This window comes from Streptomyces griseocarneus (assembly GCF_014655595.1).
Classification (GTDB): domain Bacteria; phylum Actinomycetota; class Actinomycetes; order Streptomycetales; family Streptomycetaceae; genus Streptomyces; species Streptomyces griseocarneus.
Genome location: NZ_BNBL01000006.1, coordinates 436958 through 462425, shown reverse-complemented (window position 1 = coordinate 462425; position 25468 = coordinate 436958). Strand labels below are relative to the sequence as shown.

Sequence of the window (25468 nt, the reverse complement as noted above, 5' to 3'; positions counted from 1 at the left end):
GCATCGACCTGGTGAGGGAGATGTTCCGCATCGCCGACGGCGAGGAACTCGGCTACACCGACCCCCCGGTGCGCGGGCACTCGTTCGAGTTCCGTATCAACGGCGAGGACCCGGGCCGTAACTTCCTGCCCGCCCCGGGCACCGTCACCCGTTTCACGCCTCCCACCGGCCCGGGTGTGCGTCTGGACGCGGGTGTGGAGTCCGGGAGTGTGATCGGTCCGGCGTGGGACTCGCTGCTGGCCAAGCTGATCGTCACCGGTGCCACGCGTGAGCAGGCGCTGCAGCGTGCGGCACGCGCGCTGGCGGAGTTCCAGGTCGAGGGCATGGCCACCGCCATCCCCTTCCACCAGGCCGTGGTCACCGATCCCGCGTTCACCGCCGACCCGTTCCGCATCCACACCCGCTGGATCGAGACCGAGTTCGACAACACCATCACCCCCTTCACCGGCACCACCCCCGACGAGGACGAAGAGACCCCCGGCCGCGAAACCGTCGTCGTCGAGGTCGGCGGCAAACGCCTCGAGGTGTCCCTGCCCTCCTCGCTCGGCATGACGATCGCCCGGACCGCAGCGGCCGGCGGGGCCAGGCCCAAGCGCCGCGCCGCCAAGAAGTCGGGCTCCGCCGCCTCCGGCGACGCCCTGGCCTCCCCGATGCAGGGCACCATCGTCAAGGTCGCGGTCGAAGAGGGCCAGCAGGTCAACGAGGGCGACCTGGTCGTCGTCCTCGAGGCCATGAAGATGGAGCAGCCGCTCAACGCCCACCGCAGCGGCACCATCAAGGGCATCACGGCCGAGGTCGGCGCGTCGATCTCCTCCGGCGCCGTGATCTGCGAGATCAAGGACTGACCCGTACGGATCACGTCCGCCCCACGGGCCCCGGCCGCATCGGCCGGGGCCCGTGGGCATTCGTGGTCCGGCCGCCTCGGCGGCCTGGCATCCTTGACTGGCGGGGACCGTGGGCCCAGAGCCACCCCCGAAGCCATCGACCGGGAGGACGGACGCAATGGCGACCGACACGGCGCAGACGTCACCACGACCCATGCGCGCGGACGCACGGCGCAACTACGAGCGGCTGCTCACCGAGGCCCGTACGGCGTTCACCGAGCACGGCACGGACGCCTCGCTGGAGGACATCGCCAAGCGGGCCGGCGTGGGCATCGGGACGCTCTACCGGCACTTCCCCAATCGCACGGCCCTGATGAGCGCGGTCTTCCAGGGGGAGGTCGACGGGCTGCTGGCCCGCTCGCGCGAGCTGCTGGCGTCCCCCGAGCCGTGCCGGGCCCTGGTGGCGTGGCTGCGGGCCATCGTGACCCATGCCAGCACCTACCGCGGCCTGTCACGGGCCCTGATGGCCGCACAGAGCGACGAGGCGTCGGCGATGTCGCGGTGCAGCCTGCCGATGCGCGACGCGGGCGACACGCTGCTCGCCCGCGCGAAGGCGGCCGGCGCCATCCGCGAGGACGTGGACATCGCCGACCTGATGCAGTTGACCAACGCCATTTCGCTGGCGGTCGAACAGTCCCCGGACGACCCGGAGTTGGCCGACCGCCTGCTCACCCTGACGCTGACGGGCCTGAAGGCGGCGCGGTAGGCCCGCCCCTCACCGCCGCCGCGGGGCCAGATCGGCCACCCGTGCCGTGGCCTGGTCCCCCAGCGAGACCGCGCTGCGCAGCTGCGCGCCCGGTGGACCGCCCTGGACCGTGCCGGGCGGCTGGCCGTGCCCCAGCGGCAGGCTTCTGCGCTGCCCGGGCAGCGGCGGCACGTCCCGGCGGCGGGCCTGCCGGTCCGCTTCGCCGTGCACCGCACCCGTCCCCGAGCCCGACCCCGCGCCGGGCCCGGCGACCGAGATGTGCACGCCCTGGTCGGCCAGCGCCTGGAGTTCCGTGGCCGCCCGGTCGTCGTGGGCGGGCGGCTCGTCGGTCACGAGTCTGGTGATGACGTCCGTGGGCACGGTCTGGAACATCGTGTCGGTGCCCAGCTTGGTGTGGTCCGCGAGGACCACGACCTCGGCGGCCGCCTGCACCAGCGCCCGGTCCACGCTCGCCGAGAGCATGTTGGACGTGGACAGCCCGCGCTCGGCCGTCAGGCCGCTGCCGGACAGGAACGCCCGGGAGACCCGCAGCCCCTGCAGGGACTGCTCGGCGCCGCTGCCGACCAGGGCGTAGTTCGACCCTCTCAGGGTGCCCCCGGTCATGACGACCTCGACGCGGTTGGCATGGGCCAGCGCCTGGGCGACGAGCAGGGAGTTGGTGACCACGGTCAGACCCGGTACGCGTGCGAGCCGGCGGGCCAGCTCCTGCGTGGTGGTACCGGCGCCGACGACGACGGCCTCGCCCTCGTCGACGAAACTCGCCGCGAGATCGGCGATGGCCGTCTTCTCGGCGGTCGCTAGATGGGATTTCTGCGGGAAGCCGGACTCCCTGGTGAAACCGCCCGGCAGTACCGCACCGCCGTGCCGGCGGTCGAGAAGTCCTTCGGCCTCCAGCGCCCGCACGTCCCGCCGTACGGTCACTTCAGAGGTCTGGACGACGCGGGCGAGCTCCCGGAGCGAAACCGCCCCGTTGGCCCGCACCATTTCGAGGATCAATTGACGACGTTCTGCAGCGAACACGAAACCGACAGTAACGCCAACGACCATCTCTTTTCAGCAGGTTGCAGCAATTAACGTAAGTTGTCCGCTGCCCGCATCGATGAGTGGTATAGGGGGCCGGCGCCCGGCCCCCCGCGCCCGCTACGCCTCGCGCTGCGTCTTCCGCGTGTGCAGCTGGCGGGCCACCTCGGCGAGGGAACCGGACAGCGACGGGTACACGGTGAACGCGTTCGCAATCTGTTCGACCGTCAGATTGTTGTCGACGGCGATCGAGACCGGGTGAATGAGCTCACTCGCCCGCGGGGCGACCACCACACCACCGACCACGATGCCCGTGCCCGGACGGCAGAACATCTTCACGAAACCGTCTCGAATGCCTTGCATCTTCGCCCGCGGATTCCGCAGCAGGGGAAGCTTGACGACCCGTGCGTCAATCAGGCCGTTGTCGACGTCGGCCTGGGTATACCCGACCGTCGCAATCTCCGGATCCGTAAATACGTTCGCGGATACCGTCTTGAGATTGAGCGGGGCCACCGCGTCGCCCAGGAAGTGGTACATCGCGATCCGGCCCTGCATGGCGGCGACCGACGCCAGTGCGAAGACCCCGGTGCAGTCGCCGGCCGCGTAGACGCCGGGGGCGCTGGTCCGGGAGACCTTGTCCGTCCAGATGTGCCCGGACTCCTTGAGCCGGACCCCGGACTCCTCCAGCCCTATCCCGGCCGTGTTGGGGATGGAGCCCACCGCCATCAGGCAGTGCGTGCCCGTGATCACCCGGCCGTCGGCGAGCGTCACCTCGACCCGGTCCCCCACCCGCTTGGCGGACTGGGCACGGGAGCGCGCCATGACGTTCATGCCGCGCCGCCGGAAGACGTCCTCCAGGACGGCGGCCGCGTCGGGGTCCTCACCGGGCAGCACCCGGTCGCGCGACGACACCAGCGTCACCTTCGAGCCCAGCGCCTGGTAGGCGCCGGCGAACTCGGCACCGGTGACGCCCGAGCCGACCACGATGAGCTCCTCGGGGAGCTCGTCCAGGTCGTAGACCTGGGTCCAGTTCAGGATCCGCTCGCCGTCCGGCAGGGCGTCGGGGATCTCGCGCGGATGCGCGCCGGTGGCCACCAGCACCGCGTCGGCGACCAGCGTCTCCTCCGTGCCGTCCGCCGCCCGCACCACGACGCGGCGCGACCCGTCCGCCGCCTGCTGCGGCTCCAGCCGCCCGCGCCCGCGCAGGACGCGCCCGCCGGCCCGGGTCACCGACGCCGTGATGTCGTGGGACTGCGCCAGAGCGAGGCGCTTGACACGCCGGTTGACCTTGCCCAGGTCCACGCCGACCACGCCGGCCGCCCGCTCAAGCGGCGGCGTGTCGTCGGCGACGATGATCCCCAGCTCCTCGTACGAGGAGTCGAAGGTCGTCATCACCTCTGCCGTCGCGATAAGAGTCTTCGAGGGCACGCAGTCGGTCAGCACCGACGCCCCGCCCAGACCGTCGCAGTCGACGACGGTCACCTCCGCGCCGAGCTGCGCGGCGACGAGCGCCGCCTCATAGCCGCCGGGTCCGCCACCGATGATCACGATCCGAGTCACGTATTCCATTGTCCCGCACCCATCAAAGCGGCTCCTTCCGGGGCCTCCCCTACGCGATTCCCTCACCGATCCGCACGGCCTCTGAACGAAATCCGCCGGAAAGTTCCGAACGAACCTCCCTTCGAGATTGCCACCCCAAATGCCGTCCCGCCTCACTCCCGTACCCTCGGAACCATGTCGCTCTACGCCGCGTACGCCGGCAACCTCGACGCGCGGCTGATGACCCGCCGCGCACCGCACTCGCCGCTGCGCGGCACCGGCTGGCTCAACGGCTGGCGGCTGACGTTCGGCGGGGAACAGATGGGCTGGGAGGGCGCCCTCGCCACCATCGTCGAGGCCCCCCGCTCCCAGGTCTTCGTGGCCCTCTACGACATCGCTCCGATGGACGAGGACTCGATGGACCGTTGGGAGGGCGTGGGCCTGGACATCTACCGCCGCATGCGTGTCCGGGTGCACACACTCGACGGCGAGGAGCCAGCCTGGGTCTATGTGCTCAACGGCTACGAGGGCGGCCTGCCCTCCGCCCGCTACCTCGGCGAGATCGCCGACGCCGCGGAATCCGCCGGTGCGCCCCACGACTACGTCATGGAGCTGCGCAAGCGCCCGTGCTGAAGATGACGATTTCATCTCGTCGCAAAGCACAAAGCAACAATCGGAACACCGTAACCAGCGACATCTACGCGCGTAGGCCAAGAGCGGCTACCCTCGTCCGCGTGAACGCTTCTGTAACCCCCGACATCCAGGCCGACCCGTACGCCGCGGCCGACGCCGCCGCCGCCCGCCTCCGCGAGCTCACGGGCGCCGAGACCCACGACGTCGCCCTGGTCATGGGCTCCGGCTGGGTTCCCGCCACCGAAGCCCTCGGCACCCCCGAGGCCGAGTTCCCGGTCACCGAGCTCCCGGGCTTCTCCGCCGCCGCCGTCGCGGGCCACGCGGGCACGATCCGCTCCTACAAGGTCAACGACAAGCGCGCGCTGGTCTTCCTCGGCCGCACCCACTACTACGAGGGCCGCGGCGTCGCCGCCGTCGTCCACGGTGTCCGCACCTCCGTGGCCGCCGGCTGCAAGACCGTCGTCCTCACCAACGGCTGCGGCGGCCTCCGCGACGGCATGCGCCCCGGCCAGCCGGTGCTGATCAGCGACCACATCAACATGACGGCGACCTCGCCGATCGTCGGCGCCAACTTCGTCGACCTCACCGACCTGTACTCCCCCCGTCTGCGCGCCCTGTGCAAGGAGGTCGACGAGACCCTCGAGGAGGGCGTCTACGTCCAGCTCCCCGGCCCGCACTACGAGACCCCGGCCGAGATCCACATGGTCCGCACCCTCGGTGGCGACCTGGTCGGCATGTCCACCACCCTCGAGGCCATCGCGGCCCGCGAGGCCGGCGCCGAGGTCCTGGGCATCTCCCTGGTCACGAACCTCGCCGCGGGCATGACCGGCGAGCCGCTGAACCACGAGGAGGTCCTCGAGGCCGGCCGCGACGCCGCTTCGCGGATGGGCTCGCTCCTGGCACAGGTCCTGCCGAAGCTCTGACCTCGCCGGTCCGGCCGCTCCGCGCCGGAGGTGCCTTTCGCGCCTCCGGCGCGGTTTTTTCGGCCAACCACCATGGTGGGTACACGCGCCTTCGGCGCGTGCACGCCCACCCACCCACCCGACCACCCGGCAGCGGGCCGACGCGCATGGGGCTGGGGAAGCCCCCACGACCCGCGGCCGCCGAGCCGACGGGAGGGGCCGGGGCGGGACGGGCCCTGGCAGGGACGTAACGCGTGATTTGCGGCGGCATTGGGGGCACCCTCAACGCTGGAGCTCGTCCGCCGTAAATCATGCAGTCCCAGAAGGGCCCGTCCCGCCCCGGCCCCGACCACCCGGCACCGCAGGCGAACCCACCCCGAAACCTCCGGAGGAAAGACGTGGAGCGAGACCTCATCACCCAGGCCCAGGCCTGGCTCGCCGAGGACCCCGACCCCGACACCCGCGACGAGCTCGCCCGGCTCATCGACGCCGGTGACCTCACCGAGCTCGGCGCCCGCTTCGCCGGCACCCTGCAGTTCGGCACCGCCGGCCTCCGCGGCGAGCTCGGCGCCGGCCCCATGCGGATGAACCGCTCCGTCGTCATCCGCGCCGCGGCCGGTCTCGCCGCGTACCTCAAGAAGCAGGGCCACGCCGGCGGCACCGTCGTCATCGGCTACGACGCCCGCTACAAGTCCGCGGACTTCGCCCTGGACACCGCCGCCGTCATGGTGGGCGCCGGCCTGAAGGCCGCGCTGCTGCCCAAGCCGCTGCCCACGCCCGTCCTCGCCTTCGCGATCCGCCACCTCGGCGCGGTCGCCGGCATCGAGGTCACGGCCAGCCACAACCCGCCGCGTGACAACGGCTACAAGGTCTACCTCGGCGACGGCTCGCAGATCGTCCCGCCCGCCGACGCCGAGATCGCCGCCGAGATCGCCGCGATCACGTCCCTGAACGACGTGCCGCGCCCCTCCGCCGGCTGGGAGACCCTCCGCGAGGACGCCGTCGTCGGCGCCTACCTCGAGCGCACCGACGCCGTCCTGACCGCCGGCTCCCCGCGCGACGTCCGCGTCGTCTACACGCCCATGCACGGCGTCGGCCGCGACGTCCTCACCGCCGCCTTCGACCGGGCCGGCTTCCCGGCCCCGGTCGTCGTCGCCGAGCAGGCCGACCCGGACCCGGACTTCCCGACCGTCGCGTTCCCGAACCCCGAGGAGCCGGGCGCGATGGACCTGGCGTTCGCCACCGCCCGCGCGGCGGGCGACAACGCCCCGGACATCATCATCGCCAACGACCCCGACGCGGACCGCTGCGCCGTGGCCGTACCGGCCCCGGACGCCGTCGAGGGCTGGCGGATGCTGCGCGGCGACGAGGTCGGCGCGCTGCTCGCCACGCACCTCGTGCACAAGAGCGCCCGCGGCACGTTCGCGACGACGATCGTCTCGTCGTCCCTGCTGTCCCGCATCGCGGCGGCAGCGGCGGGCGCGTCCTACGAGGAAACCCTCACCGGCTTCAAGTGGCTCTCGCGCGTGGACGGCCTCCGCTACGCCTACGAGGAGGCGCTGGGCTACTGCGTCGACCCCGACGGCGTCCGCGACAAGGACGGCATCACGGCGGCGCTGCTGGTGGCCGAGCTGACGGCCGAGCTGAAGGCGACGGGCCGGACGCTGAGCGACCTGCTGGACGACCTGGCGGTCGAGCACGGCCTGCACGCCACGGACCAGCTGTCGGTGCGCGTCGAGGACCTCTCCCTCATCGCCGCGGCCATGCGCCGCCTGCGGGAGCAGCCGCCGGCGGTCCTGGCCGGGCTGCACGTGGTCTCGGCGGAGGACCTGACGAAGGGCACGGAGTCGCTGCCGCCGACGGACGGCCTGCGGTACGCCCTGGCGGGCGACGAGGCGGGCGAGGTGTCGGGGGCACGGGTGATCGTGCGGCCGAGCGGCACGGAGCCGAAGCTGAAGTGCTACCTGGAGGTCGTGGTGCCGGTCGCGTCGGCGGCGGCGCTGGTGGATGCGCGGGGGCGGGCGGAGTCCGTGCTGGCGGCGATCAAGGCGGATGTGGCGGGGGCTGCCGGCATCTGATCGTCGTGGTGGGGGTGCGTGTACGGGTGCGGGTGCGTGGTGGAGCGGGGCCGGGTCGGTGTGGGCCGGGCCCTTCCGGGGCTGGATTATTTACGGCCCGGAGCCCCAACAGTGATGCTCGCCCCGCACCAGGGCCGCAAATAACCCTGACGCCCCTACCAGGGCCCGTCCCACCCCGCCCCGCCCCCTCACGCCGTCAGTCGACAGCCGACCGCCGACAGCCGCCGGCGGGTAGGGGGAGGGTAGGAAGGGGCGGGGGTGGGTGGGTCTCCCTCACGTCACAGACGGGGAGACGGTGGCGGGGGCTGGTGGGCCCCCTCACGTCACAGACGGGGGGGCACCGGTGCGCGCCCCGAACGGGGGGGGCAGGTCCCACCCACCCAGCGGGGGATGTTTGCCCACCCAGCCAGTGATGCTTGCCCCCGGGGATGGCCGCCCACCCACCCAGGGATGGCTGCCCACCCAGCCGGGGCTGGCCGCCCACCCACCCCCACCCACCACCCCAGCTGGCCGTCCCGGTGACGGGAGGGGGTCGGGGGCGCAGGAGGGTGTTCCGGAATGCTGCCGGATATTTGTGGGCCCAATGTGAGGGCGATCAACACGCGAGACGGCACCGGGCCCGTAAATATCCGATTCCGGAACACCCTCCGGAGCCCCCGGCCCCCGCCCCGACAACCGGCGGCAGCCACCCCCAGCCCCCGGCACCCGGCCCCCGCACCAGCGAGACGGCCTCAGCCCCCCGCCACCCCCAGCGCCACAACCAGCACCAACCCCACCAGCGCCGGCACGATCAGCTCGTACGCCCACCGAACCACCGGCACCCCCTGCGCCCCCTCCCGCCCGGCACACCGCTCCGCGAGCTCGCGCAGGTCCTCGACCGCCTGGTCGGAGGGCGCCCGCACCGGCCCCTCGAGCGCGCCGCCGCCGTGCGACACGACCCGCACGTCCTGTGCGACATCGCGCGCCGCCCGCCGCGCCGCGGTCTTGCGCTGGCGCAGCGACACCGGAATGGCCCAGAGCTGGTACTTCGCCCCACCGGCGAGCACCTCGCTCGAGTACCCGGCCCGAACGGCCTCGACAGTGGCCCACGGCAGGGTGATCGTGCGGAACGGGTTGCGGACCAGCAGCCTGTCCTCGCTCGCCCACACCGCGGGGCGTACCGTGAAGGCGATGGTCAGCGGCACCGCGAAGAGCAGGCCCGCGAGGGCGAGCCAGGGAGCGTTCCCCTCGCCGCGCACGATCGCGTCACCGCCCAGCCAGCCGATCAGGGCCAGCAGCAGGACGCCGCTGGCGATGCCGGCGGCGGAGCGGTAGCACCGGTCGGCGTGCTTCTGGTCGGGGTCGGTGACCGGCCCGTGGCCCGGCTCATGGCCGGGCCCCTGGTCCGGCGCTTGCGAGGAGCTGCTCGTCATGCCGCCGATTGTGCCCCACGCCCGGTAACGGCCTCGGTAACGGCCTTGGTAACAGCCAGGGCACGAATGACAGCGGAGGCAGTCCCTCCGCAGGAGGGGGTGACATGCGCTACGCGCGTAGATATGCTCATCCGGTGACCATGCCCACTGTTCCCTCACACGGCAACGAAGCCGCCGAGCGACTGGCGTCGATGGCGGACGTGACCGCCTCCGACGGAGCGCTGCGCCGCTTCCTGCACGGCCTCCCGGGCGTCGACCCGGTCGGGCTGGAAGCCCGCGCCGCGGCGCTCGGCACCCGCTCGATCAAGACGACGGCGAAGGCGTACGCCATCGACCTGGCGATCTCCATGATCGACCTCACGACCCTCGAGGGCGCGGACACCCCGGGCAAGGTCCGGGCGCTGTGCGCCAAGGCCCTCAACCCGGACCCGACGGATCGCGAGACCCCGCGCACCGCCGCGATCTGCGTCTACCCCGACATGGTGGCGACCGCCGCCGAGGCCCTCAGGGGCTCGGACGTGAAGGTCGCCTCCGTGGCCACCGCGTTCCCGGCCGGCCGCGCCGCCCTGCCGGTCAAGCTGGCCGACACGGCCGACGCCGTCGCCGCCGGCGCGGACGAGATCGACATGGTGATCGACCGCGGCGCGTTCCTCGCGGGCCGCTACCTCTCCGTCTTCGAGGAGATCAAGGCCGTCAAGGAAGCCTGCCGCCGGCAGGACGGCACGGCGGCCCGGCTGAAGGTCATCTTCGAGACCGGCGAGCTGTCGACCTACGACAACATCCGCCGCGCCTCCTGGCTCGGCATGCTCGCGGGCGCCGACTTCATCAAGACCTCGACCGGCAAGGTCGCGGTGAACGCCACCCCGGCGAACACCCTGCTCATGCTGGAGGCCGTGCGCGACTTCCGCGCCACGACCGGGGTCCAGGTCGGGGTGAAGCCCGCGGGCGGCATCCGTACGACCAAGGACGCGATGAAGTTCCTGGTGCTGGTCAACGAGACCGTGGGCGAGGAGTGGCTGTCCAACGAGTGGTTCCGCTTCGGTGCCTCCAGCCTCCTCAACGACCTGCTGATGCAGCGGCAGAAGCTGAGCACCGGGCGCTACTCCGGTCCCGACTACGTGACGGTGGACTGATCATGGCTTTCGAATACGCACCGGCGCCGGAGTCGCGCGCGGTCGTCGACATCGCCCCCTCCTACGGGCTGTTCATCGACGGCGAGTTCCGCGAGGCGTCCGACGGCAAGGTCTTCAAGACCGTCTCGCCGTCGACCGAGGAGGTCCTCTCCGAGGTCGCCCAGGCCTCGGCCGAGGACGTGGACGCGGCCGTGAAGGCCGCCCGCAAGGCGTTCGAGAAGTGGTCGGCGCTGCCGGGCGCCGAGCGCGCGAAGTACCTGTTCCGGATCGCCCGGATCATCCAGGAGCGCTCGCGCGAGCTGGCCGTCCTGGAGACCCTGGACAACGGCAAGCCGATCAAGGAGACGCGCGACGCGGACCTCCCGCTGGTCGCCGCGCACTTCTTCTACTACGCCGGCTGGGCCGACAAGCTCGACCACGCGGGCTTCGGCGCCAACCCCCGCCCGCTGGGCGTGGCGGGCCAGGTCATCCCGTGGAACTTCCCGCTGCTGATGCTGGCGTGGAAGATCGCCCCGGCGCTGGCGGCGGGCAACACCGTCGTCCTCAAGCCGGCCGAGACCACGCCGCTGTCGGCGCTGTTCTTCGCCGACATCTGCCGCCAGGCGGGCCTGCCGAAGGGTGTCGTGAACATCCTCACCGGCGACGGTTCGACCGGTGCCGCGCTCGTCGCGCACGACGGCATCGACAAGGTGGCCTTCACCGGCTCGACCGGCGTCGGCAAGCAGATCGCCCGTACCGTCGCCGGTACGGACAAGAAGCTCACCCTCGAGCTGGGCGGCAAGGGCGCCAACATCGTCTTCGACGACGCGCCCATCGACCAGGCGGTCGAGGGCATCGTCAACGGCATCTTCTTCAACCAGGGCCAGGTCTGCTGCGCGGGCTCCCGCCTGCTGGTCCAGGAGTCGATCCAGGACGAGCTGCTGGACGCCCTCAAGCGCCGGATGTCGACGCTGCGCGTCGGCGACCCGCTCGACAAGAACACCGACGTCGGCGCGATCAACTCGGCCGAGCAGCTGGCCCGCATCACGGCGCTGGCCGACAGCGGCGAGGCCGAGGGCGCGGAGCGCTGGGCCCCGGCGTGCGAGCTGCCGGGCGCCGGTTACTGGTTCGCCCCGACGCTGTTCACGAACGTCACCCAGGCCCACCGGATCGCCCGCGAGGAGATCTTCGGCCCGGTGCTGTCCGTGCTGACCTTCCGCACGCCCGCCGAGGCGGTGGCGAAGGCCAACAACAGCCAGTACGGGCTGTCGGCCGGCATCTGGACGGAGAAGGGCTCCCGGATGCTGGCGGTGGCGAGCAAGCTGCGGGCCGGCGTCGTCTGGGCCAACACGTTCAACAAGTTCGACCCGACCTCGCCCTTCGGCGGCTTCAAGGAGTCGGGCTTCGGCCGCGAGGGCGGTCGCCACGGTCTGGAGGCCTACCTCGATGTCTGATCGTCTGAGCGTGCTCAAGACCTACAAGCTGTTCGTCGGGGGCAAGTTCCCCCGGTCCGAGAGCGGGCGGGTGTACGAGGTGACCGACTCCAAGGGCAAGTGGCTCGCCAACGCCCCCCTGTCGTCCCGCAAGGACGGCCGTGACGCCGTCGTGGCGGCGCGCAAGGCGTTCGGCGGCTGGTCGGGGGCGACCGCGTACAACCGCGGCCAGATCCTCTACCGCGTCGCCGAGATGCTCGAGGGCCGTCGCGACCAGTTCGTCGCCGAGGTCGCCGACGCCGAGGGGCTGTCGAAGTCCAAGGCCGCGGCCCAGGTGGACGCCGCGATCGACCGCTGGGTCTGGTACGCGGGCTGGACCGACAAGATCGCCCAGGTCGTCGGGGGCACCAACCCGGTGGCGGGGCCGTTCTTCAACGTCTCCTCCCCCGAGCCGACCGGCGTCGTGGCCGTCGTGGCCCCGCAGGAGTCCTCGCTCCTGGGCCTGGTCTCGGTGATCGCCCCGGTGATCGCCGCCGGCAACACGGTCGTCGTCATCACGTCCGAGAAGGCCCCGCTGCCCGCGCTGTCGCTGGGCGAGGTGCTCGCCACCTCCGACGTTCCCGGCGGCGTGGTCAACATCCTGTCCGGCAAGGCCGCGGAGATCTCTCCGTCCCTCGCCGCGCACCAGGACGTCAACGCGATCGACCTGGCGGGTGCCGACGAGGAGCTCGCGAAGGCCCTCGAGGTCGCCGCGGCGGACAACCTCAAGCGCGTCGTCCGTCCACAGGCTGTGGACTGGGCCGCCGACCCGGGCACGGGCCGGCTGACCGCCTTCCTCGAGACGAAGACCGTCTGGCACCCCACGGGTTCGCTGGGCGCGGGCGGTTCGTCCTACTAGGCCTCCTCCGGGCCGCGCAACGCATGACGGCGGGCTTCCCCTTCACGGGGGAAGCCCGCCGTCGTCGCGTGTGCCGGTGCCGCTCAGCCCGGCAGCACGCCGCCCAGCAGCTGGCCCGCCACGGGCAGGTCGCCGACCTGGCCGCGGGTGGTGACGGGCGCCGTCACCGGCTGGGTGCTGACCGGCTTGAAGTTGGAGATCTGGGTGCTGGCCCCGTTGTTCAGCGGGTCCACCGCGGTGCCCGCGAGCGGGTGGTACTTGAACGTCTTCACCACGGGCGACAGGCCCTCCACCGACTTCTGCAGCGCGATGGCGGTCCCCTCGAACGCCGCGCCGACGTCCTGGCGGCCGAACTCGGCGCGCGGCACCTGCGGCTGGGCCTGGGCCTCCGCCGCGCCGGCCGCGACGAGCGCCGCGCCCGCGGAGAGGGTCATCCCCATCCGCGCCAGGGCGCGCCGGCGGCGCGGGGGTGGGAGGGGAGAGCGTGCGTGACGTGCCTGGGAGGCCATGACCACCTGCCGTGAGAGCCGTGTGAGTATGTGAGGATCGACAACGCAACGTAGTGGACGCACTACGCTCCGCGCACGTCACGACCCAGGGGGATCCCCCATGCGGCGCAATGCCTCACACTGGTGTCCCGTGACTCCCCTCCTGCCCTCCGCGCGCGTCATCCTGCTCACCGGTCCGTCCGGTTCCGGAAAGTCGTCCCTGGCCGCCCGCACCGGACTGCCGGTGCTCAACCTCGACGACTTCTACAAGGAGGGGCACGACCCCACGCTGCCGCTGCTCGCGGAGGGCGGCGGCACCGACTGGGACTCCCCGCTGTCGTGGGACGCGGAGGCGGCCGTCGCGGCGATCGACGCCCTGTGCCGTACGGCCCGTACGAACGTGCCGGTGTACGACATCTCCACCAGCTCGCGGGTCGGCGAGAGCGCGCTGGACATCGGGCGCACCCCGCTGTTCATCGCGGAGGGCATCTTCGCGGCGGACATCATCGACCGGTGCCGTGATCTCGGTCACCTCGCGGACGCGCTGTGCCTGCGCGGCCGGCCGTCGACGACGTTCCGGCGGCGGCTGCTGCGCGATCTGCGCGAGGCCCGCAAGCCGGTGCCGACGCTGGTGCGGCGCGGGCTGCGGCTGATGCGTTCGGAGCGGGCGATCGTGGCCCGGCAGACGGCGCTCGGGGCGTTCGCCTGCGGCGGGGAGACGGCCATGGGCCGCATCGCCGCCGCGGCCGCCGGCCGGCGCGAGAGCGTCGGCGCCTGAGAGCGCGTACGCCCCCGGGAACGTGCGAGAGCGGGCGTGGCAGTCCCCCCGGCTGCCCGCCCGCTCTCTTTTCCCCCGTGTTCCCCCCGTGTTTCCCCCGTTCCCCCCGTTCCTTCTAGGCCACCAGCTCGCCGAAGGACTCCCTGACGCCCCGGTCGGAGCCGATGACCTCGTCGTCGCGCAGGCGGCGCAGCGAGCGCCAGATGCTGCTCTTGACGGTGCCGACGCTGATGTCGAGGATCTCCGCGATCTCCGGGTCGGTGCGGCCCTCGTAGTAGCGCAGGACCAGCATGGTGCGCTGCAGTTCGGGCAGCCGGGCGAGCGCCTGCCAGAGCACGGCGCGCAGTTCGGTGCCGCGCATCGCGTCGGTCTCGCCGGGCGTCTCGGGGAGTTCCTCGGTCGGGTACTCGTTGAGCTTGCGGCGGCGCCAGGCGCTGATGTGCAGGTTGGTCATGGTGCGGCGCAGGTAGCCGCCGACCGCGGCCTTGTCGCTGATCCGGTCCCAGGCGCGGTAGGTGGAGAACAGCGCGCTCTGCAGCAGGTCCTCGGCCTCGTGCCGGTCACCGGTCAGGTGGTACGCGGTCGCGTACAGGGAGGCCCGGCGCTCCTGGACGTAGGCGGTGAACTCCGCCTCCGTCCGCGACACGCTGGTGCCGCGTCCCCCCGTGGCCGTCCGGGCGCCCCCCGCGCCCTGTGCGGCCTCCCCGTACGCGATCGCGTCGATGGCCACCATGTACGGCGGCCGTACCGTACGTCCGGTACCGCGAGCGCACCCCCGCCCGCCCACGGCACCGGACTTCTCACCGCTCCGACCGGCGTCGTGAAGGCGCGTGCGAACTGCGCTGTTCGTGGTGCTGTGCAGTGTGTTCATCTCGCGCCCCCCGTCGGTGGAGCCAGCTCGGTCCGTCAGTGACCCGGACCCTGGAACCGCCCGGTGAGAAGAACTCTGCCGGGCCAGTTTCATGGCGCTGTCCGCCGACTGTCACAGCACTGCAACAGGTCGCGTTGCGGCCGTCACGTCCGCGTGCGGTGCCGCTGCGGCGTCCTTCTGTCGAACTACCGGCCACTCTTAGGCCAGAATGACCACCGTGCCTTTCCTGTTGCTGATCGAGGACGACGACGCCATCCGTACGGCTCTCGAGTTCTCCCTGTCCCGCCAGGGTCACCGTGTGGTGACCGCGGCGACGGGTGAGGACGGCCTGAAGATGCTGCGCGAGCAGCGGCCGGACCTGATCGTGCTGGACGTGATGCTGCCGGGCATCGACGGTTTCGAGGTGTGCCGGCGCATCCGGCGCACGGACCAGTTGCCGATCATCCTGCTGACGGCCCGCAACGACGACATCGACGTGGTCGTGGGGCTGGAGTCGGGTGCGGACGACTATGTGGTCAAGCCGGTGCAGGGCCGGGTGCTGGACGCCCGGATCCGGGCGGTGCTGCGCCGCGGGGAGCGGGAGTCGAGCGACTCGGCGTCCTTCGGTTCGCTGGTGATCGACCGGTCGGCGATGACGGTCACCAAGAACGGCCAGGACCTCCAGCTGACGCCGACGGAGCTGCGGCTGCTGCTGGAGCTCAGCCGCCGGCCGGGGCAGGCGCTGTCGCGGCAGCAGCTGCTGCGACTGGTGTGGGAGCACGACTACCTCGGCGACTCCCGGCTGGTGGACGCGTGCGTGCAGCGGCTGCGGGCGAAGGTGGAGGACGTGCCGTCCTCGCCGACGCTGATCCGGACCGTCCGCGGTGTCGGCTACCGGCTGGATGCCCCGCAGTAACGACCTTGAGGACAGAGAGCCCACAGTGACTGAAGAGCCCGGTCGGGTACGGGGCTGGGCGGCGGCCAGGAACGGCATGAAGCTGAGCATGCGGCGGATCAGCCTGCGGCTGCGCCTGATGCTGGTGTTCGCGCTGGTGGCCCTGGCGGCCGCGGTGTCGGCGTCGGCGATCGCGTACTGGCTCAACCGTGACGCGGTCCTCACCCGTACGCAGAACGCCGCCCTCGACGACTTCCGCAAGACCCTGCAGGACAGCACCGGTTCGCTGCCGCTGCCGCCGACCTGTCCCGATCTGCAGGAGGCCGCGGACCGGATGGCGGCGACCTCGCAGAAGTACGAGGTGCTGCTGATCGGCAAGGTCAAGGGCGGCGGCGACTGCGCCGCGCCCTCGGACCGGGAGCTGTTCACGCTCTCGGTGGTGCCGAAGACGCTGGTGACGGCGGTCAACCGGGAGCGGAAGGTCGACGAGTCCAACCCCTACCCGTACCACCTGTACTGGCAGCGGATCACGCTGGACGGCAAGCCGTACCTGGTCGCCGGCGCGAAGGTGATCGGCGGGGGCCCGACGGGCTACCTGCTGAAGTCGCTGGAGAACGAGCGGGCGGACCTCAACTCCCTGGGCTGGTCGCTGGGCATCGCCACCGGGCTCGCGCTGATCGGCTCGGCGCTGCTCGCCCAGGCCGCGGCCTCGACGGTGCTGCGGCCCGTGCAGCGGCTCGGCGACGCGGCGCGCAGGCTGGGCGAGGGGAAGCTGGACACCCGGCTGCAGGTGTCGGGCACCGACGAGCTGGCGGACCTGTCGCGGACGTTCAACAGGACCGCGGAGTCGCTGCAGAAGCGGGTGGAGGACCTGAGCTCGCGCGAGGCGGCCAGCCGTCGCTTCGTCGCCGACATGTCGCACGAGCTGCGGACCCCGCTCACGGCGATCACCGCCGTGACCGAGGTGCTGGAGGACGAGGCGGACTCCCTCGACCCGATGATCGCGCCCGTGGTGCAGCTGGTGGTCAGCGAGACCCGCCGGCTGAACGACCTGGTGGAGAACCTGATGGAGGTCACCCGCTTCGACGCGGGCACGGCCCGGCTGGTGCTGGACGACGTGGACATCGCCGACCAGATCACGGCGTGCATCGACGCCCGGGCGTGGCTGGACGCGGTCGAGCTGGACGCCGAGCGCGGGATCATGGCCCAGCTCGACCCGCGCCGCCTGGACGTGATCCTCGCCAACCTCATCGGCAACGCCCTCAAGCACGGCGGCTCGCCGGTGCGGGTCTCGGTCCGGCAGACGGAGGACTCGCTGGTCATCGCCGTGCGCGACCACGGGCCCGGCATTCCCGAGGACGTGCTGCCGCACGTCTTCGACCGCTTCTACAAGGCCAGCGCCTCCCGCCCGCGTTCGGAGGGCAGCGGTCTGGGCCTGTCGATCGCGCTGGAGAACGCCCACATCCACGGCGGCGAGATCACCGCCATGAACTCGCCGGAGGGCGGCGCGGTGTTCACGCTGACCCTGCCCCGCGACGCCTCCGGTCTCGAGGAGGGCGACGGAACCCCGTCCTCCGGTTCCGGTGCCGCCGGGGAAGGCGGTACGTCGTGAGAGTCACCCGCGCCGCGCGGGCCGTCGTCCTGACGGCCGGGCTGGCCGTGCTCACCGGGTGCGGCATCCGCGGCACGGCCGTGCCCGTGGACGCCGGGAGCGCGCCCTCGCGGGCGACGTGCGTGGTGCGCCCCGGCGTGCAGAGCGCGCCGCCCGAGGGCAGCATCCGGATGTCCGTCCTGCTGCTGTGCACCTCACAGCTACTCCCCGTGACGCGGCTGGTCGCCTCCCCCGGCCCGGAGGACCCGGCCGGCCTGGCGCGGGCGCTGCTGGAGGAGCTCAAGCGCCAGCCCTCCCCCATCGAGGACGAGGCCGGGTTCTCCACCGAGGTGCCGCAGCGGCTGACCGTCAGCGGCCCCCGCCCCGGCGACCCGGCCGGGACGCTGCGGCTGAACACCGCGCCGGAACAACTGCCTCCGTCGGCGCTCGCGCAGGTCGTGTGCACCTTCGCCGGTACGGCCGCGGCCGACGGCAGGAGCACGCTGGCGCTCGGCGGGCCGGGCGACGACCGGCCCAAGGGCTACACGTGCACCGACGAGACGCGGGCCCATCCGGAGGCCGTGCAGAGCGGCGGCGTCCCCCTCTCCTGAGCCCGTCGGGCGGCCCGCCGCCGCGTCGCGGCGACCGGCGCTGACTCTGCGTACCCGGCCCCGGAACCGCACGCCCCGCGCGCAGCGTCCTGGGGGGCGTGCAGCGTCATGGCTACGGCGGTACGCCCGCCCTCCGATACCGCTACCGCGTGGCGGGCTGTGTCCTCCTGGCAGTGCATCTCCTGGTGCTCGGCTGGCTCGCCCTGCGGCCGCTGACCGCGCCCTGGGTGACACCCGCGCGTCTGGAGCCGCTGGCCACCATCCGGGCCGACCTGGCGCTGAGTCCCTGGGACGCCGCCCGGACGATAGGGGCCGGGGTGCTGCCGTTCGCCCCGCTGGGGCTGCTGCTGCCCTGGGCGGGGGGCCGGATCGCGGTGTCGACGGCGGGCTCGCTGGCCCGGACGGTCTTCACCAGCGCGATGTTCTCGCTGGCCCTGCAGGTGGTGCGCGGCGGCGTGGTGGGCCAGGTGCTGGACGTGGACGCCCTGCTGATGAACGTCACGGGCGTGACGGTGGCCCACCTCGCGGTGGTGCCGGCCGTACGGGCCCGGCTACGCCGCAGGGGCGAGGCGGGACCTACCCCGCCCCTCCGCCGGGAGGACACGGACCGGGGGCTGACCCCTACGATCCCCAGGGTCGGGATCGCCCCGTGGAGTGACGCTTTGCCCGGGTCTCGGCCGTAGCGTTGAGTGCGTCGGGAGAACGTTCTTCCGGCTCGGGAAAACGTTCCCGCTCGCTCATACCGACGCCTCACAGACGTCCGACGACAAGGAGTCGCCGCCATGTCCGCTCCGCTGGTCCGCCCCCGCAGCCACAGGATGATCGCCGGAGTCTGCGCGGGTCTGGCCGAGCGCTTCGGGATCTCCCGGACGACGATGCGAGTGATCTTCCTGGCATCGTGCCTGCTGCCCGGACCCCAGTTCGTGCTCTACATCGCCCTGTGGATCCTGATGCCCGCCGAGGGCAGCGCCCGCGCCGCCTCGAAGTCCTCCGCCTGGTGACACCCACCCCTTCCCGGGTGACGCACGACGGGCCGCGCACCCCCCAACCGGGGTGCGCGGCCCGTCGCGCTGTCCGTCCCGTACGTCTCGTCCCGTGGGGTGGCGCGTGCTCGTCGCCGTCGCCCGTCGCCGTCAGCTGTTGGGCGTGCCGATGCCCGGCAGCGACAGGCCGTTGGGGGCGAGGGCCTTGGTCGGCAGGGCGCCGAGCAGGCCGGCGTTGCCCTTGTTGTCGGCGTGGGCGCCGGTGAGCTTCTCCGTGGGCAGGTTGGGGGCGAGCGCGATGTCGGCCGCCTTGGCGGACTGCTCCAGGACCCCGGAGCGGATCAGGTGGTCTCCGGCGACGAGCGCCGGGCCGCCCATCGGAGCCGCCGGGGCCAGCTGCGCCACCGGGAGCCCCTTCGCCGCGCCGGTGGCGGTGGTGGTGACCGACTCGAGGGTGCCGGCGGAGGCGGTGCCCGCCGCCGCGACGGCGAAGGCGGCACCGAGAGCGGCGGCGCCGAGGGCCTTGAGAGATGCCTGCTTCATCGGGGATCAGTCCTCATGACGGGGTTGGCGGGAAATGCCGAGCGGCACTGCAACGTAGCGACGACAGCACCGCCCCCGCAATGAATGACACGAAATGAAACGGCCGGGACTTGAAGTCCCGGCCGCATTCACTGTATTCGCCCAACGCGGCCCCCGGTCGGGGTCGCAAGGGAATTGCTGGTCAGGCGCTTCCCGTCACCGTCTGGCGGAACAGCCACTCCGACTTCAGCTCCGCGTAGCCCGGCTTGATCACGTCGTTGATCATCGCGAGACGTTCGTCGAATGGGATGAAGGCCGACTTCATGGCGTTGACCGTGAACCACTGCATGTCGTCCAGCGAGTAGCTGAATGCCTTGACCAGGTGCTCGAATTCCCGGCTCATGCTGGTGCCGCTCATCAGACGATTATCGGTGTTCACCGTCGCCCGGAAATGCAGCTTACGCAGAAGTCCGATGGGGTGCTCTTCGTATGAAGTGGCCGCCGCGGTCTGGAGATTCGAGGTCGGGCACATTTCCAGCGGAATGCGCTTGTCGCGGACGTAGGACGCCAGCCGGCCGAGCTTGACCGTGCCGTCCTCGGCGATCTCGATGTCGTCGATGATGCGCACGCCGTGGCCGAGCCGGTCGGCGCCGCACCACTGCAGGGCCTGCCAGATGGACGGCAGGCCGAAGGCCTCACCCGCGTGGATGGTGAAGTGGTTGTTCTCGCGCTTGAGGTACTCGAACGCGTCCAGGTGGCGGGTGGGAGGGAAGCCCGCCTCGGCGCCGGCGATGTCGAAGCCGACGACGCCGGAGTCGCGGTAGCGGTTGGCCAGCTCGGCGATCTCCAGCGCGCGGGCGGCGTGCCGCATCGCGGTCAGCAGCGCGCCGACGCGGATGCGGTGACCGTTCGCGCGCGCCCGCCGCTCGCCCTCGCGGAAGCCCTCGTTGACGGCCTCGACGACCTGCTCGAGGGTCAGCCCGGCCTCCAGGTGCTGCTCGGGGGCGTAGCGGACCTCGGCGTACACCACGCCGTCCTCGGCCAGGTCCTCGGCGCACTCGGCGGCCACCCGGACCAGCGCCTCGCGGGTCTGCATCACGGCGCAGGTGTGCGCGAAGGTCTCCAGGTAGCGCTCGAGCGACCCGGAGTCGGCGGCCTCGCGGAACCAGACGCCCAGCTTGTCCGGGTCGCTCTCGGGGAGCTTGTCGTAGCCGGACGCGGCCGCGAGGTCGACGATCGTGCCCGGGCGCAGACCGCCGTCGAGGTGATCGTGGAGCAGCACCTTGGGCGCGCGGCGGATCTGCTCGGGGGTCGGGAGGGTGCCCGCGGGAGAAGTCGCTTGGGAGGTGGTCTCGCTCGTCATTTCGGCACTCTAGCCCCTACGCGCGTAGATGTCGGCTAACGATACGGAACGGTGACCCATCGGCGGGGTGGACACCGTCCGTCCTTCTGCCATCGTTGTCTGCCATGGTGCAGCAAGCGTTGCCGCAGCGGGATCCGGAAGGATCGATGGGCCCAGTGGGGCCTGAGGGGCAAGCGGGGCTGGAGGTGCATGCCGGGCCGCCGCCGACGCGGCCACGCCGGGCTGGGCGGGCCGACCCGCCGGACACGGCCCGCCTCGGAAGACCGCTCGGCGCGGTGGGCGCCGGCAGCGCCGTGCACGGGGTGGCCCTGCTGCTCCCGGGCGGCTCCCCCGCCGGGCTGCGCCGCCCGCCGCTGCGCACCCTCGTCGCCCAGCGGCCGCTGGTCCAGCGGCTGACCCGGGCGGGCGAGGCGCAGGGGCTGGTCGTCCACCTCGTCCGCTACCGCCACCGCGGCTGGAACGGTTCCGCCGCCCATCCCGTGGCGGACGCGCGGTGGGCGGCGGACGAGGTGACGCGGCGCTACGGCGACGTACCGGTCTGCCTGATCGGTACGGGCATGGGCGCCCGCGCCGCGCTGCGGGCCGCCGGCCACCCGGCCGTCACGACGGTGCTGGCGATCGCCCCCTGGCTGCCCGAGCCGGAGGCCGTGCTCGACCCCGACCCGGTGCGCCAGCTCGCGGGCAGGCGGGTGCTGATCGTGCACGGCACGAACGACGAGCGCACCGACCCGGACCTCTCCTACCGCCTCGCCGAGCGCGCCAAGAAGGTCAACCGCGACATCTGCCGCTTCGAGGTCCACTCCGACGGCCACACCCTGCGCCAGCACCGCCCCGAAGTGCTGGCCCTGGCGGCCGACTTCGTGCGCGGCTCGCTGTTCGGCCACCACTACGCGCGCCCGCTCGCGGACGCGCTGGCGGCGCCGCCGCCGCTGGGGCTGCGGATGCCGCTGGCGTCGGGGTTCGGGACGTCGCTGCGGTACTAGCGGGCGCGGGACCGGCGGCCTGGGGTGGGGGCCGTCGGCTCAGCGGTGGAGCAGGAGTTGGCCCCGGCGGGAGAGCAGGAACCGCTTGAAGGCCGCCACCGGCGGGGTGTCGGGATGCCCGTCCAGCCAGGCGACCCCGATCTCGCGGACGGCGCGCGGCGCGGTGACCGTCAGCTCCACGACGCCGGGGCGCGGCACGGCGGGAGGCGGCAGGAGCCCCACGCCCAGCCCCGCGGCCACCAGCCCGCGCAGCGTCTCCGGGTCCTCGCCCTCGAACGCCACCTTCGGGGCGAACCCCGCCTCCGCGCACAGCGCGTCGGTGATGCGGCGCAGCCCGTATCCCGGCTCGAGGGTGACGAACAGTTCGCCCGCCGCCTCCGCGAGGCGGATGCGCTTGCGGGTGGCCAGCGGGTGGTCGTCCGGCACGACCAGGCGCAGCTTCTGCTCGTCGAGCCGCCGGGAGACCAGGTCCGGTTCGTCCGGCACCGGCGAGGTCAGGCACAGGTCCAGGTCGCCGTCGCGCAGCCGCTCGATCATGGCCTCGCCGTAGTTCTGGACGAGCTGGAAGCGCACGCGGGGGTGGTCGGTGCGGAAGGCCCGTATGAGCTCGGGTACGGTCTCCGAGCCCATGGTGTGCAGGAACCCGAACGCGACCTTTCCGGCGGCCGGGTCAGCGTCGGCCCGTACGGATTCGGCGGCGCGGTCCACCTCGGACAGCGCGCGGTCGACGGTGGCGAGGAAGGTGCGGCCGGCGGCGGTGAGGGAGACCGTGCGGCCGTGGCGGGCGAAGAGGGCGACGCCCAGGTCGTGTTCGAGCCTGGCCATTGAGCGGCTGAGCGTGGACTGTGGCATTCCGAGCTGTTGCGCGGCGCGGGTGACGTGCTCGTGGCGCGCCACGGCGACGAACTGCGCGAGGCGCGGGGTGAGCGTGGCGGCCCATGAGTCGGCCTCGACATCGGCTGTAACAGGGATGTCTTTTTCGTGACCGCGCGATGACAAGGGCCGCTGTGACCTGCGTTCATGCAACACGGGATCGATTATCGCCATTCTGTGCATTGGACGCATCAGATGCAGGCGCCATACGGTTTTCGCATGCCTCCTGCCGATACCGGGGCATCCGTCGTCGTCATGCGATCGGGTGCCTCCACCGCGTCGTCCCTACCCTCCGATGACACCCGGCTGGTCCCGGGCGGCTCCGGCTACCGCCGGATGAGCTTCGCGCTCTTCGCCGCCGGAGTGGCCACGTTCGCCCTCCTCTACTCCACGCAGGCCCTGCTCCCCGCGATCTCCGACGACCTCGGCGTGACCCCCGGTCAGGCCAGCTGGACCGTCTCCGCCGCGACCGGCGGCCTCGCCGTCGCGGTCGTCCCGCTCAGCGCCCTGTCCGAGCGCTACGGACGGCGTACGACGATGACCGCGGCCCTGTGCGTCGCGGCCCTGGTGGCCCTGCTCGTGCCGTTCGCCCCGGACCTGGGCTGGCTGACCGCGCTGCGCGCGGTGCAGGGCGCCGCACTGGCCGGCGTGCCGGCGTCGGCGATGGCGTACCTGGCCGAGGAGGTCCGCGCCAAGGCCCTGGTCGGCGCGATCGGCCTGTTCGTGGCGGGCAACAGCATCGGCGGCATGGTCGGCCGGATCCTGGCCGGCTGGGTGGCCCAGGCCTGGGGCTGGCGCGCCGGGCTCGCGGCGGTCGGCGTCCTGGCCGTGCTGTGCGCCCTGACGTTCCGGCTGATGGTCCCGAGGGCCCGCCACTTCAGCCCGGCCCCGGTGTCGGCGCGCGCCCTGGGCCGCACGGTGGCGGCCCACCTGTCCGACCCCCTGCTGCGCCGCCTGTACCTGATCGGCGGCCTCTTCATGACCGTCTTCGGCGCGGTCTACACGGTCATCGGCTACCGGCTGGCGGAGGCGCCCTTCTCCCTCCCCCAGGGCGTGGTCGGCTCGATCTTCCTGATCTACCTGGTCGGCACCGTCTCGTCGGCCGCGGCCGGCAAGCTCGTCGGCCGCCTGGGCCGGCGCGGCGCGCTGTACCTGGCGGTGGGCGCCACCACGGCCGGCCTGCTGCTGACCCTGACGTCCTCGCTGGTCGCGGTCCTGCTGGGGCTGGTCCTGATCACGGCGGGCTTCTTCGCCGGCCACGCGGTCGCCTCCTCGGCCGTCAGCCGCGCCGCGAAGACCGGCCGCGCCCAGGCCTCGGCCCTCTACCAGACCGCCTACTACCTCGGCAGCTCCGTCGGCGGCACCCTCGGCGCCCTCGCCTTCCACGCCGCCGGCTGGGACGGCACCGTGGTCCTCGGCTTCCTCGCCATGCTGGGCGCCGTCGCGGTCACCCTCTGCGGCACCCGCCAGGCCCTGGCAGCCCGCCGCGCCGCCCCGGTGGCCACCCGCCGCGTGCCCTCGGCGGTCGCGGGCCGGGTCTGACGCCGGGGCCCCATCGGGCGTACGGAGGCCTTGAGGCCCCGCTTCCACCGTGAGTATGGGGTGGGGAGCGGGGCCTTTGGCATGCGGTCGAGGAAACGGGAAACGGTCAGGCGGCGGGGAACGCACCTGTGTCGATGGTGACGTCGAACGGTGCGGGAAGCCGGATCTCGTCCCCGAACTTTCCGGCCTGCAGGACGCGGTAGACGTCGTCCTGCGGCTCACCGTAGAGAGTGATCGTCGGCCCGCCCTGAGCCCACCGGTCGACGAGCAGGTAGAGCGGCACTCCGGCGTGCGCGTACGCGGCGGGCTTGCTGACCCGGTCGTGCCGGAGGCTGGACTTCGACGTGATCTCCACGATGAGCGACGAGGCGCCCGCGGAAACGAACTGCTCGGACTCGGACAGCTCGACCAGCTCGGACTCCGGTGCGACGACCAGGTCCGGGATGAACAGGCCGCTGCGCGAGGGCACGGAGACGGCGAGCGTCTGATAGATCCCCCAGTCCTCGGGGATCACCGTGTACAGGCGGCGTTGGATGGTGTCCGCGATGACGTGGTGGTCGATGCCCGGCGCGGGCGACACGGTGACGAGCCCTTCGATGATCTCCACCCTGCAGCCCTCGGGCGCGTCCGTCTTCTCCCAGATCCGGACGAGGTCGTCCCAGCCCTGCCCCGGATCATGGTCGACGGTGAGTGCGCTCATGGCGGTCTCCTCTATCGGTACATCACCGACCCCAGCATGCCGAACGGCCCGTGCGACGGTCCACCGCTCTCGTTCACCCGTACGAGGGCCTGCTCCGCTGGGGCCCCGACGGTGTACCGGCCCGAGGTCAGAGCACGGCGGCGCGCCCGCGCACCAGGAGGTTCTGTGCTCCCAGGCCGACCGCCAGGTACGCGTACAGCGAGGCGGGCCCCAGGATCCCGGCACCGGCCGCGTGGTCGATCATGTGGCTGCCTGGGGGGCGAGAGTCGGGGTTGACCTCAAGTCCGGTTGAGCTTCTAGGTTCGGGGGAGCCGATGTCGATGTACCGGAAAGGAACGGCCATGAGGACGCTGGTGCTGGGAAGAATGCCCGCCCGGGTGACGGAGGTGCTGGCCACGCTGCGCGCGGACGGCTTTGACGCGGAGGGAGTGAGCACCGACGAGGAGGCCCGAAAGCTGTTGGAAACCGAGGAGTTCGGGGTGCTGATCATTGGTGGCGGTGTGGAACCGGATTCCCGCGCAGCGCTCAAGGAGTTCGCGGCAAAGCACCGGGTGCGGCGGGTGATCGACGGCGCGCTGACGGCGCCGTTCGACGCCTACGTGCGGAAGGAGTTCGAGCCGCTGATCCGGGAGGCCGCCTCCGAGGGGTGACGGCCATGGTGCGCCGGCGCAG

The 25468-nt window shown here is 72.2% G+C and carries 26 protein-coding genes; 17 read left to right on the top strand and 9 right to left on the bottom strand.

What is annotated here, in order from left to right; genetic code table 11:
- The coding region (locus tag IE295_RS18660) for a biotin/lipoyl-containing protein (RefSeq protein WP_190064791.1) at positions 1-845 on the top strand (845 nt) is incomplete at its 5' end.
- Between the two features lie 193 nt (positions 846-1038).
- The gene (locus tag IE295_RS18655) at positions 1039-1590 is read left to right on the top strand and encodes a TetR/AcrR family transcriptional regulator (protein WP_190064830.1); all 552 of its coding nucleotides are present in this window, start codon (positions 1039-1041) and stop codon (positions 1588-1590) included.
- A 9-nt stretch (positions 1591-1599) separates the two neighbouring features.
- Here IE295_RS18655 and IE295_RS18650 read toward each other — a convergent pair whose 3' ends face one another.
- Together IE295_RS18650 and IE295_RS18645 are read right to left on the bottom strand one after the other, a co-directional pair.
- On the bottom strand, positions 1600-2637 hold the full coding sequence (locus tag IE295_RS18650; RefSeq protein WP_190064790.1) for a DeoR/GlpR family DNA-binding transcription regulator: 1038 nt from the start codon (positions 2635-2637) through the stop codon (positions 1600-1602).
- Positions 2638-2730: 93 nt separating this feature from the next.
- Positions 2731-4179, bottom strand: coding sequence for an NAD(P)H-quinone dehydrogenase (locus IE295_RS18645; RefSeq protein WP_190064789.1), 1449 nt, complete (start codon positions 4177-4179; stop codon positions 2731-2733).
- 165 nt (positions 4180-4344) lie between these two features.
- Between IE295_RS18645 and IE295_RS18640 the strand changes: the two genes are divergently transcribed.
- The 3 genes from IE295_RS18640 (at position 4345) to IE295_RS18630 (ending at position 7762) form a co-directional block, all read left to right on the top strand.
- Entirely contained in the window at positions 4345-4782 is a 438-nt protein-coding gene (locus tag IE295_RS18640; RefSeq protein WP_071965776.1) for a gamma-glutamylcyclotransferase family protein, read from the top strand.
- A 101-nt stretch (positions 4783-4883) separates the two neighbouring features.
- Entirely contained in the window at positions 4884-5705 is an 822-nt protein-coding gene (locus IE295_RS18635) for a purine-nucleoside phosphorylase (RefSeq protein ID WP_190064788.1), read from the top strand.
- A 377-nt stretch (positions 5706-6082) separates the two neighbouring features.
- Entirely contained in the window at positions 6083-7762 is a 1680-nt protein-coding gene (locus IE295_RS18630; protein WP_224323117.1) for a phospho-sugar mutase, read from the top strand.
- A gap of 731 nt (positions 7763-8493) precedes the next feature.
- On the opposite strand, the gene IE295_RS18625 is transcribed toward IE295_RS18630, so the two are convergent.
- A complete protein-coding gene (locus IE295_RS18625) occupies positions 8494-9174 on the bottom strand; it encodes a PH domain-containing protein (protein WP_190064786.1) in 681 nt (226 codons plus the stop codon).
- A 140-nt stretch (positions 9175-9314) separates the two neighbouring features.
- Between IE295_RS18625 and deoC the strand changes: the two genes are divergently transcribed.
- Genes deoC through IE295_RS18610 form a run of 3 tightly spaced genes read left to right on the top strand, consistent with a single transcriptional unit; the run spans position 9315 to position 12617 of the window.
- A complete protein-coding gene (gene deoC, locus IE295_RS18620) occupies positions 9315-10307 on the top strand; it encodes a deoxyribose-phosphate aldolase (RefSeq protein WP_190064829.1) in 993 nt (330 codons plus the stop codon).
- Positions 10304-11740: an aldehyde dehydrogenase family protein gene (locus IE295_RS18615; RefSeq protein WP_190064828.1), complete on the top strand. Its 1437-nt coding sequence runs from the start codon at positions 10304-10306 to the stop codon at positions 11738-11740. Before deoC ends, IE295_RS18615 begins: the two co-directional genes overlap by 4 nt.
- Positions 11733-12617 carry an aldehyde dehydrogenase family protein gene (locus tag IE295_RS18610; RefSeq protein WP_190064785.1) on the top strand — a complete coding sequence of 295 codons (885 nt, stop codon included), beginning with the start codon at positions 11733-11735 and terminating at the stop codon, positions 12615-12617. The genes IE295_RS18615 and IE295_RS18610 overlap by 8 nt, the downstream gene beginning before the upstream one ends.
- A gap of 83 nt (positions 12618-12700) precedes the next feature.
- Here IE295_RS18610 and IE295_RS18605 read toward each other — a convergent pair whose 3' ends face one another.
- Complete coding sequence (locus IE295_RS18605; protein WP_229922983.1) at positions 12701-13057, bottom strand: hypothetical protein; 357 nt, start codon at positions 13055-13057, stop codon at positions 12701-12703.
- A 169-nt stretch (positions 13058-13226) separates the two neighbouring features.
- On the opposite strand from IE295_RS18605, the gene IE295_RS18600 reads away from it, so the two are divergent.
- Complete coding sequence (locus IE295_RS18600) at positions 13227-13883, top strand: ATP-binding protein (protein ID WP_190064783.1); 657 nt, start codon at positions 13227-13229, stop codon at positions 13881-13883.
- A gap of 115 nt (positions 13884-13998) precedes the next feature.
- Here IE295_RS18600 and IE295_RS18595 read toward each other — a convergent pair whose 3' ends face one another.
- The gene (locus IE295_RS18595; protein WP_190064782.1) at positions 13999-14754 is read right to left on the bottom strand and encodes a SigE family RNA polymerase sigma factor; all 756 of its coding nucleotides are present in this window, start codon (positions 14752-14754) and stop codon (positions 13999-14001) included.
- A 217-nt stretch (positions 14755-14971) separates the two neighbouring features.
- Here IE295_RS18595 and afsQ1 point away from each other — a divergent pair, with 217 nt between their 5' ends.
- The 5 genes from afsQ1 to IE295_RS18570 all read left to right on the top strand — a co-directional run bounded on the left by afsQ1 (position 14972) and on the right by IE295_RS18570 (position 18831).
- Entirely contained in the window at positions 14972-15649 is a 678-nt protein-coding gene (gene afsQ1 / locus IE295_RS18590; RefSeq protein ID WP_177338123.1) for a two-component system response regulator AfsQ1, read from the top strand.
- Between the two features lie 76 nt (positions 15650-15725).
- Positions 15726-17240, top strand: a complete 1515-nt coding sequence (locus IE295_RS18585) for an ATP-binding protein (RefSeq protein ID WP_224323115.1) — start codon at positions 15726-15728, stop codon at positions 17238-17240.
- On the top strand, positions 17237-17830 hold the full coding sequence (locus IE295_RS18580; protein ID WP_190064780.1) for a hypothetical protein: 594 nt from the start codon (positions 17237-17239) through the stop codon (positions 17828-17830). The genes IE295_RS18585 and IE295_RS18580 overlap by 4 nt, the downstream gene beginning before the upstream one ends.
- A gap of 98 nt (positions 17831-17928) precedes the next feature.
- Positions 17929-18513, top strand: a complete 585-nt coding sequence (locus IE295_RS18575; RefSeq protein WP_190064779.1) for a VanZ family protein — start codon at positions 17929-17931, stop codon at positions 18511-18513.
- 99 nt (positions 18514-18612) lie between these two features.
- A complete protein-coding gene (locus IE295_RS18570) occupies positions 18613-18831 on the top strand; it encodes a PspC domain-containing protein (protein ID WP_190064778.1) in 219 nt (72 codons plus the stop codon).
- Between the two features lie 132 nt (positions 18832-18963).
- On the opposite strand, the gene IE295_RS18565 is transcribed toward IE295_RS18570, so the two are convergent.
- Together IE295_RS18565 and IE295_RS18560 are read right to left on the bottom strand one after the other, a co-directional pair.
- Positions 18964-19356: an ATP-binding protein gene (locus IE295_RS18565; protein WP_190064777.1), complete on the bottom strand. Its 393-nt coding sequence runs from the start codon at positions 19354-19356 to the stop codon at positions 18964-18966.
- A gap of 181 nt (positions 19357-19537) precedes the next feature.
- Positions 19538-20698 (bottom strand): adenosine deaminase, encoded by a 1161-nt coding sequence (locus IE295_RS18560; RefSeq protein WP_190064776.1) that lies wholly within the window; start codon positions 20696-20698, stop codon positions 19538-19540.
- Positions 20699-20973: 275 nt separating this feature from the next.
- Here IE295_RS18560 and IE295_RS18555 point away from each other — a divergent pair, with 275 nt between their 5' ends.
- On the top strand, positions 20974-21681 hold the full coding sequence (locus IE295_RS18555) for an alpha/beta hydrolase (protein WP_190064775.1): 708 nt from the start codon (positions 20974-20976) through the stop codon (positions 21679-21681).
- Positions 21682-21720: 39 nt separating this feature from the next.
- Here the strand turns inward: IE295_RS18555 and IE295_RS18550 are convergent, their stop codons facing one another.
- On the bottom strand, positions 21721-22728 hold the full coding sequence (locus tag IE295_RS18550) for a LysR family transcriptional regulator (protein ID WP_372478828.1): 1008 nt from the start codon (positions 22726-22728) through the stop codon (positions 21721-21723).
- Between the two features lie 45 nt (positions 22729-22773).
- Between IE295_RS18550 and IE295_RS18545 the strand changes: the two genes are divergently transcribed.
- The gene (locus IE295_RS18545) at positions 22774-24096 is read left to right on the top strand and encodes an MFS transporter (protein ID WP_190064773.1); all 1323 of its coding nucleotides are present in this window, start codon (positions 22774-22776) and stop codon (positions 24094-24096) included.
- Positions 24097-24202: 106 nt separating this feature from the next.
- Here the strand turns inward: IE295_RS18545 and IE295_RS18540 are convergent, their stop codons facing one another.
- Complete coding sequence (locus tag IE295_RS18540; RefSeq protein WP_190064772.1) at positions 24203-24796, bottom strand: Uma2 family endonuclease; 594 nt, start codon at positions 24794-24796, stop codon at positions 24203-24205.
- 341 nt (positions 24797-25137) lie between these two features.
- Here IE295_RS18540 and IE295_RS18535 point away from each other — a divergent pair, with 341 nt between their 5' ends.
- Positions 25138-25446: a hypothetical protein gene (locus IE295_RS18535; protein WP_190064771.1), complete on the top strand. Its 309-nt coding sequence runs from the start codon at positions 25138-25140 to the stop codon at positions 25444-25446.
- Positions 25447-25468 lie beyond the last annotated feature (22 nt).

Bases quoted from the DNA above. Each gene is read 5' to 3' on its own strand.
- IE295_RS18570 (WP_190064778.1), top strand. From the start codon at position 18,613: ATGTCCGCTCCGCTGGTCCGCCCCCGCAGCCACAGGATGATCGCCGGA.
- IE295_RS18640 (WP_071965776.1), top strand. From the start codon at position 4,345: ATGTCGCTCTACGCCGCGTACGCCGGCAACCTCGACGCGCGGCTGATG.
- IE295_RS18565 (WP_190064777.1), bottom strand. From the start codon at position 19,356: ATGAAGCAGGCATCTCTCAAGGCCCTCGGCGCCGCCGCTCTCGGTGCC.
- IE295_RS18550 (WP_372478828.1), bottom strand. From the start codon at position 22,728: ATGGCGATAATCGATCCCGTGTTGCATGAACGCAGGTCACAGCGGCCC.
- IE295_RS18645 (WP_190064789.1), bottom strand. From the start codon at position 4,179: ATGGAATACGTGACTCGGATCGTGATCATCGGTGGCGGACCCGGCGGC.
- IE295_RS18540 (WP_190064772.1), bottom strand. From the start codon at position 24,796: ATGAGCGCACTCACCGTCGACCATGATCCGGGGCAGGGCTGGGACGAC.
- IE295_RS18595 (WP_190064782.1), bottom strand. From the start codon at position 14,754: ATGAACACACTGCACAGCACCACGAACAGCGCAGTTCGCACGCGCCTT.
- IE295_RS18655 (WP_190064830.1), top strand. From the start codon at position 1,039: ATGCGCGCGGACGCACGGCGCAACTACGAGCGGCTGCTCACCGAGGCC.
- IE295_RS18585 (WP_224323115.1), top strand. From the start codon at position 15,726: ATGAAGCTGAGCATGCGGCGGATCAGCCTGCGGCTGCGCCTGATGCTG.
- IE295_RS18600 (WP_190064783.1), top strand. From the start codon at position 13,227: ATGCGGCGCAATGCCTCACACTGGTGTCCCGTGACTCCCCTCCTGCCC.
- IE295_RS18625 (WP_190064786.1), bottom strand. From the start codon at position 9,174: ATGACGAGCAGCTCCTCGCAAGCGCCGGACCAGGGGCCCGGCCATGAG.
- IE295_RS18535 (WP_190064771.1), top strand. From the start codon at position 25,138: ATGAGGACGCTGGTGCTGGGAAGAATGCCCGCCCGGGTGACGGAGGTG.
- IE295_RS18650 (WP_190064790.1), bottom strand. From the start codon at position 2,637: ATGGTCGTTGGCGTTACTGTCGGTTTCGTGTTCGCTGCAGAACGTCGT.
- IE295_RS18545 (WP_190064773.1), top strand. From the start codon at position 22,774: ATGCCTCCTGCCGATACCGGGGCATCCGTCGTCGTCATGCGATCGGGT.
- deoC (WP_190064829.1), top strand. From the start codon at position 9,315: ATGCCCACTGTTCCCTCACACGGCAACGAAGCCGCCGAGCGACTGGCG.
- IE295_RS18610 (WP_190064785.1), top strand. From the start codon at position 11,733: ATGTCTGATCGTCTGAGCGTGCTCAAGACCTACAAGCTGTTCGTCGGG.
- IE295_RS18605 (WP_229922983.1), bottom strand. From the start codon at position 13,057: ATGGGGATGACCCTCTCCGCGGGCGCGGCGCTCGTCGCGGCCGGCGCG.
- IE295_RS18560 (WP_190064776.1), bottom strand. From the start codon at position 20,698: ATGACGAGCGAGACCACCTCCCAAGCGACTTCTCCCGCGGGCACCCTC.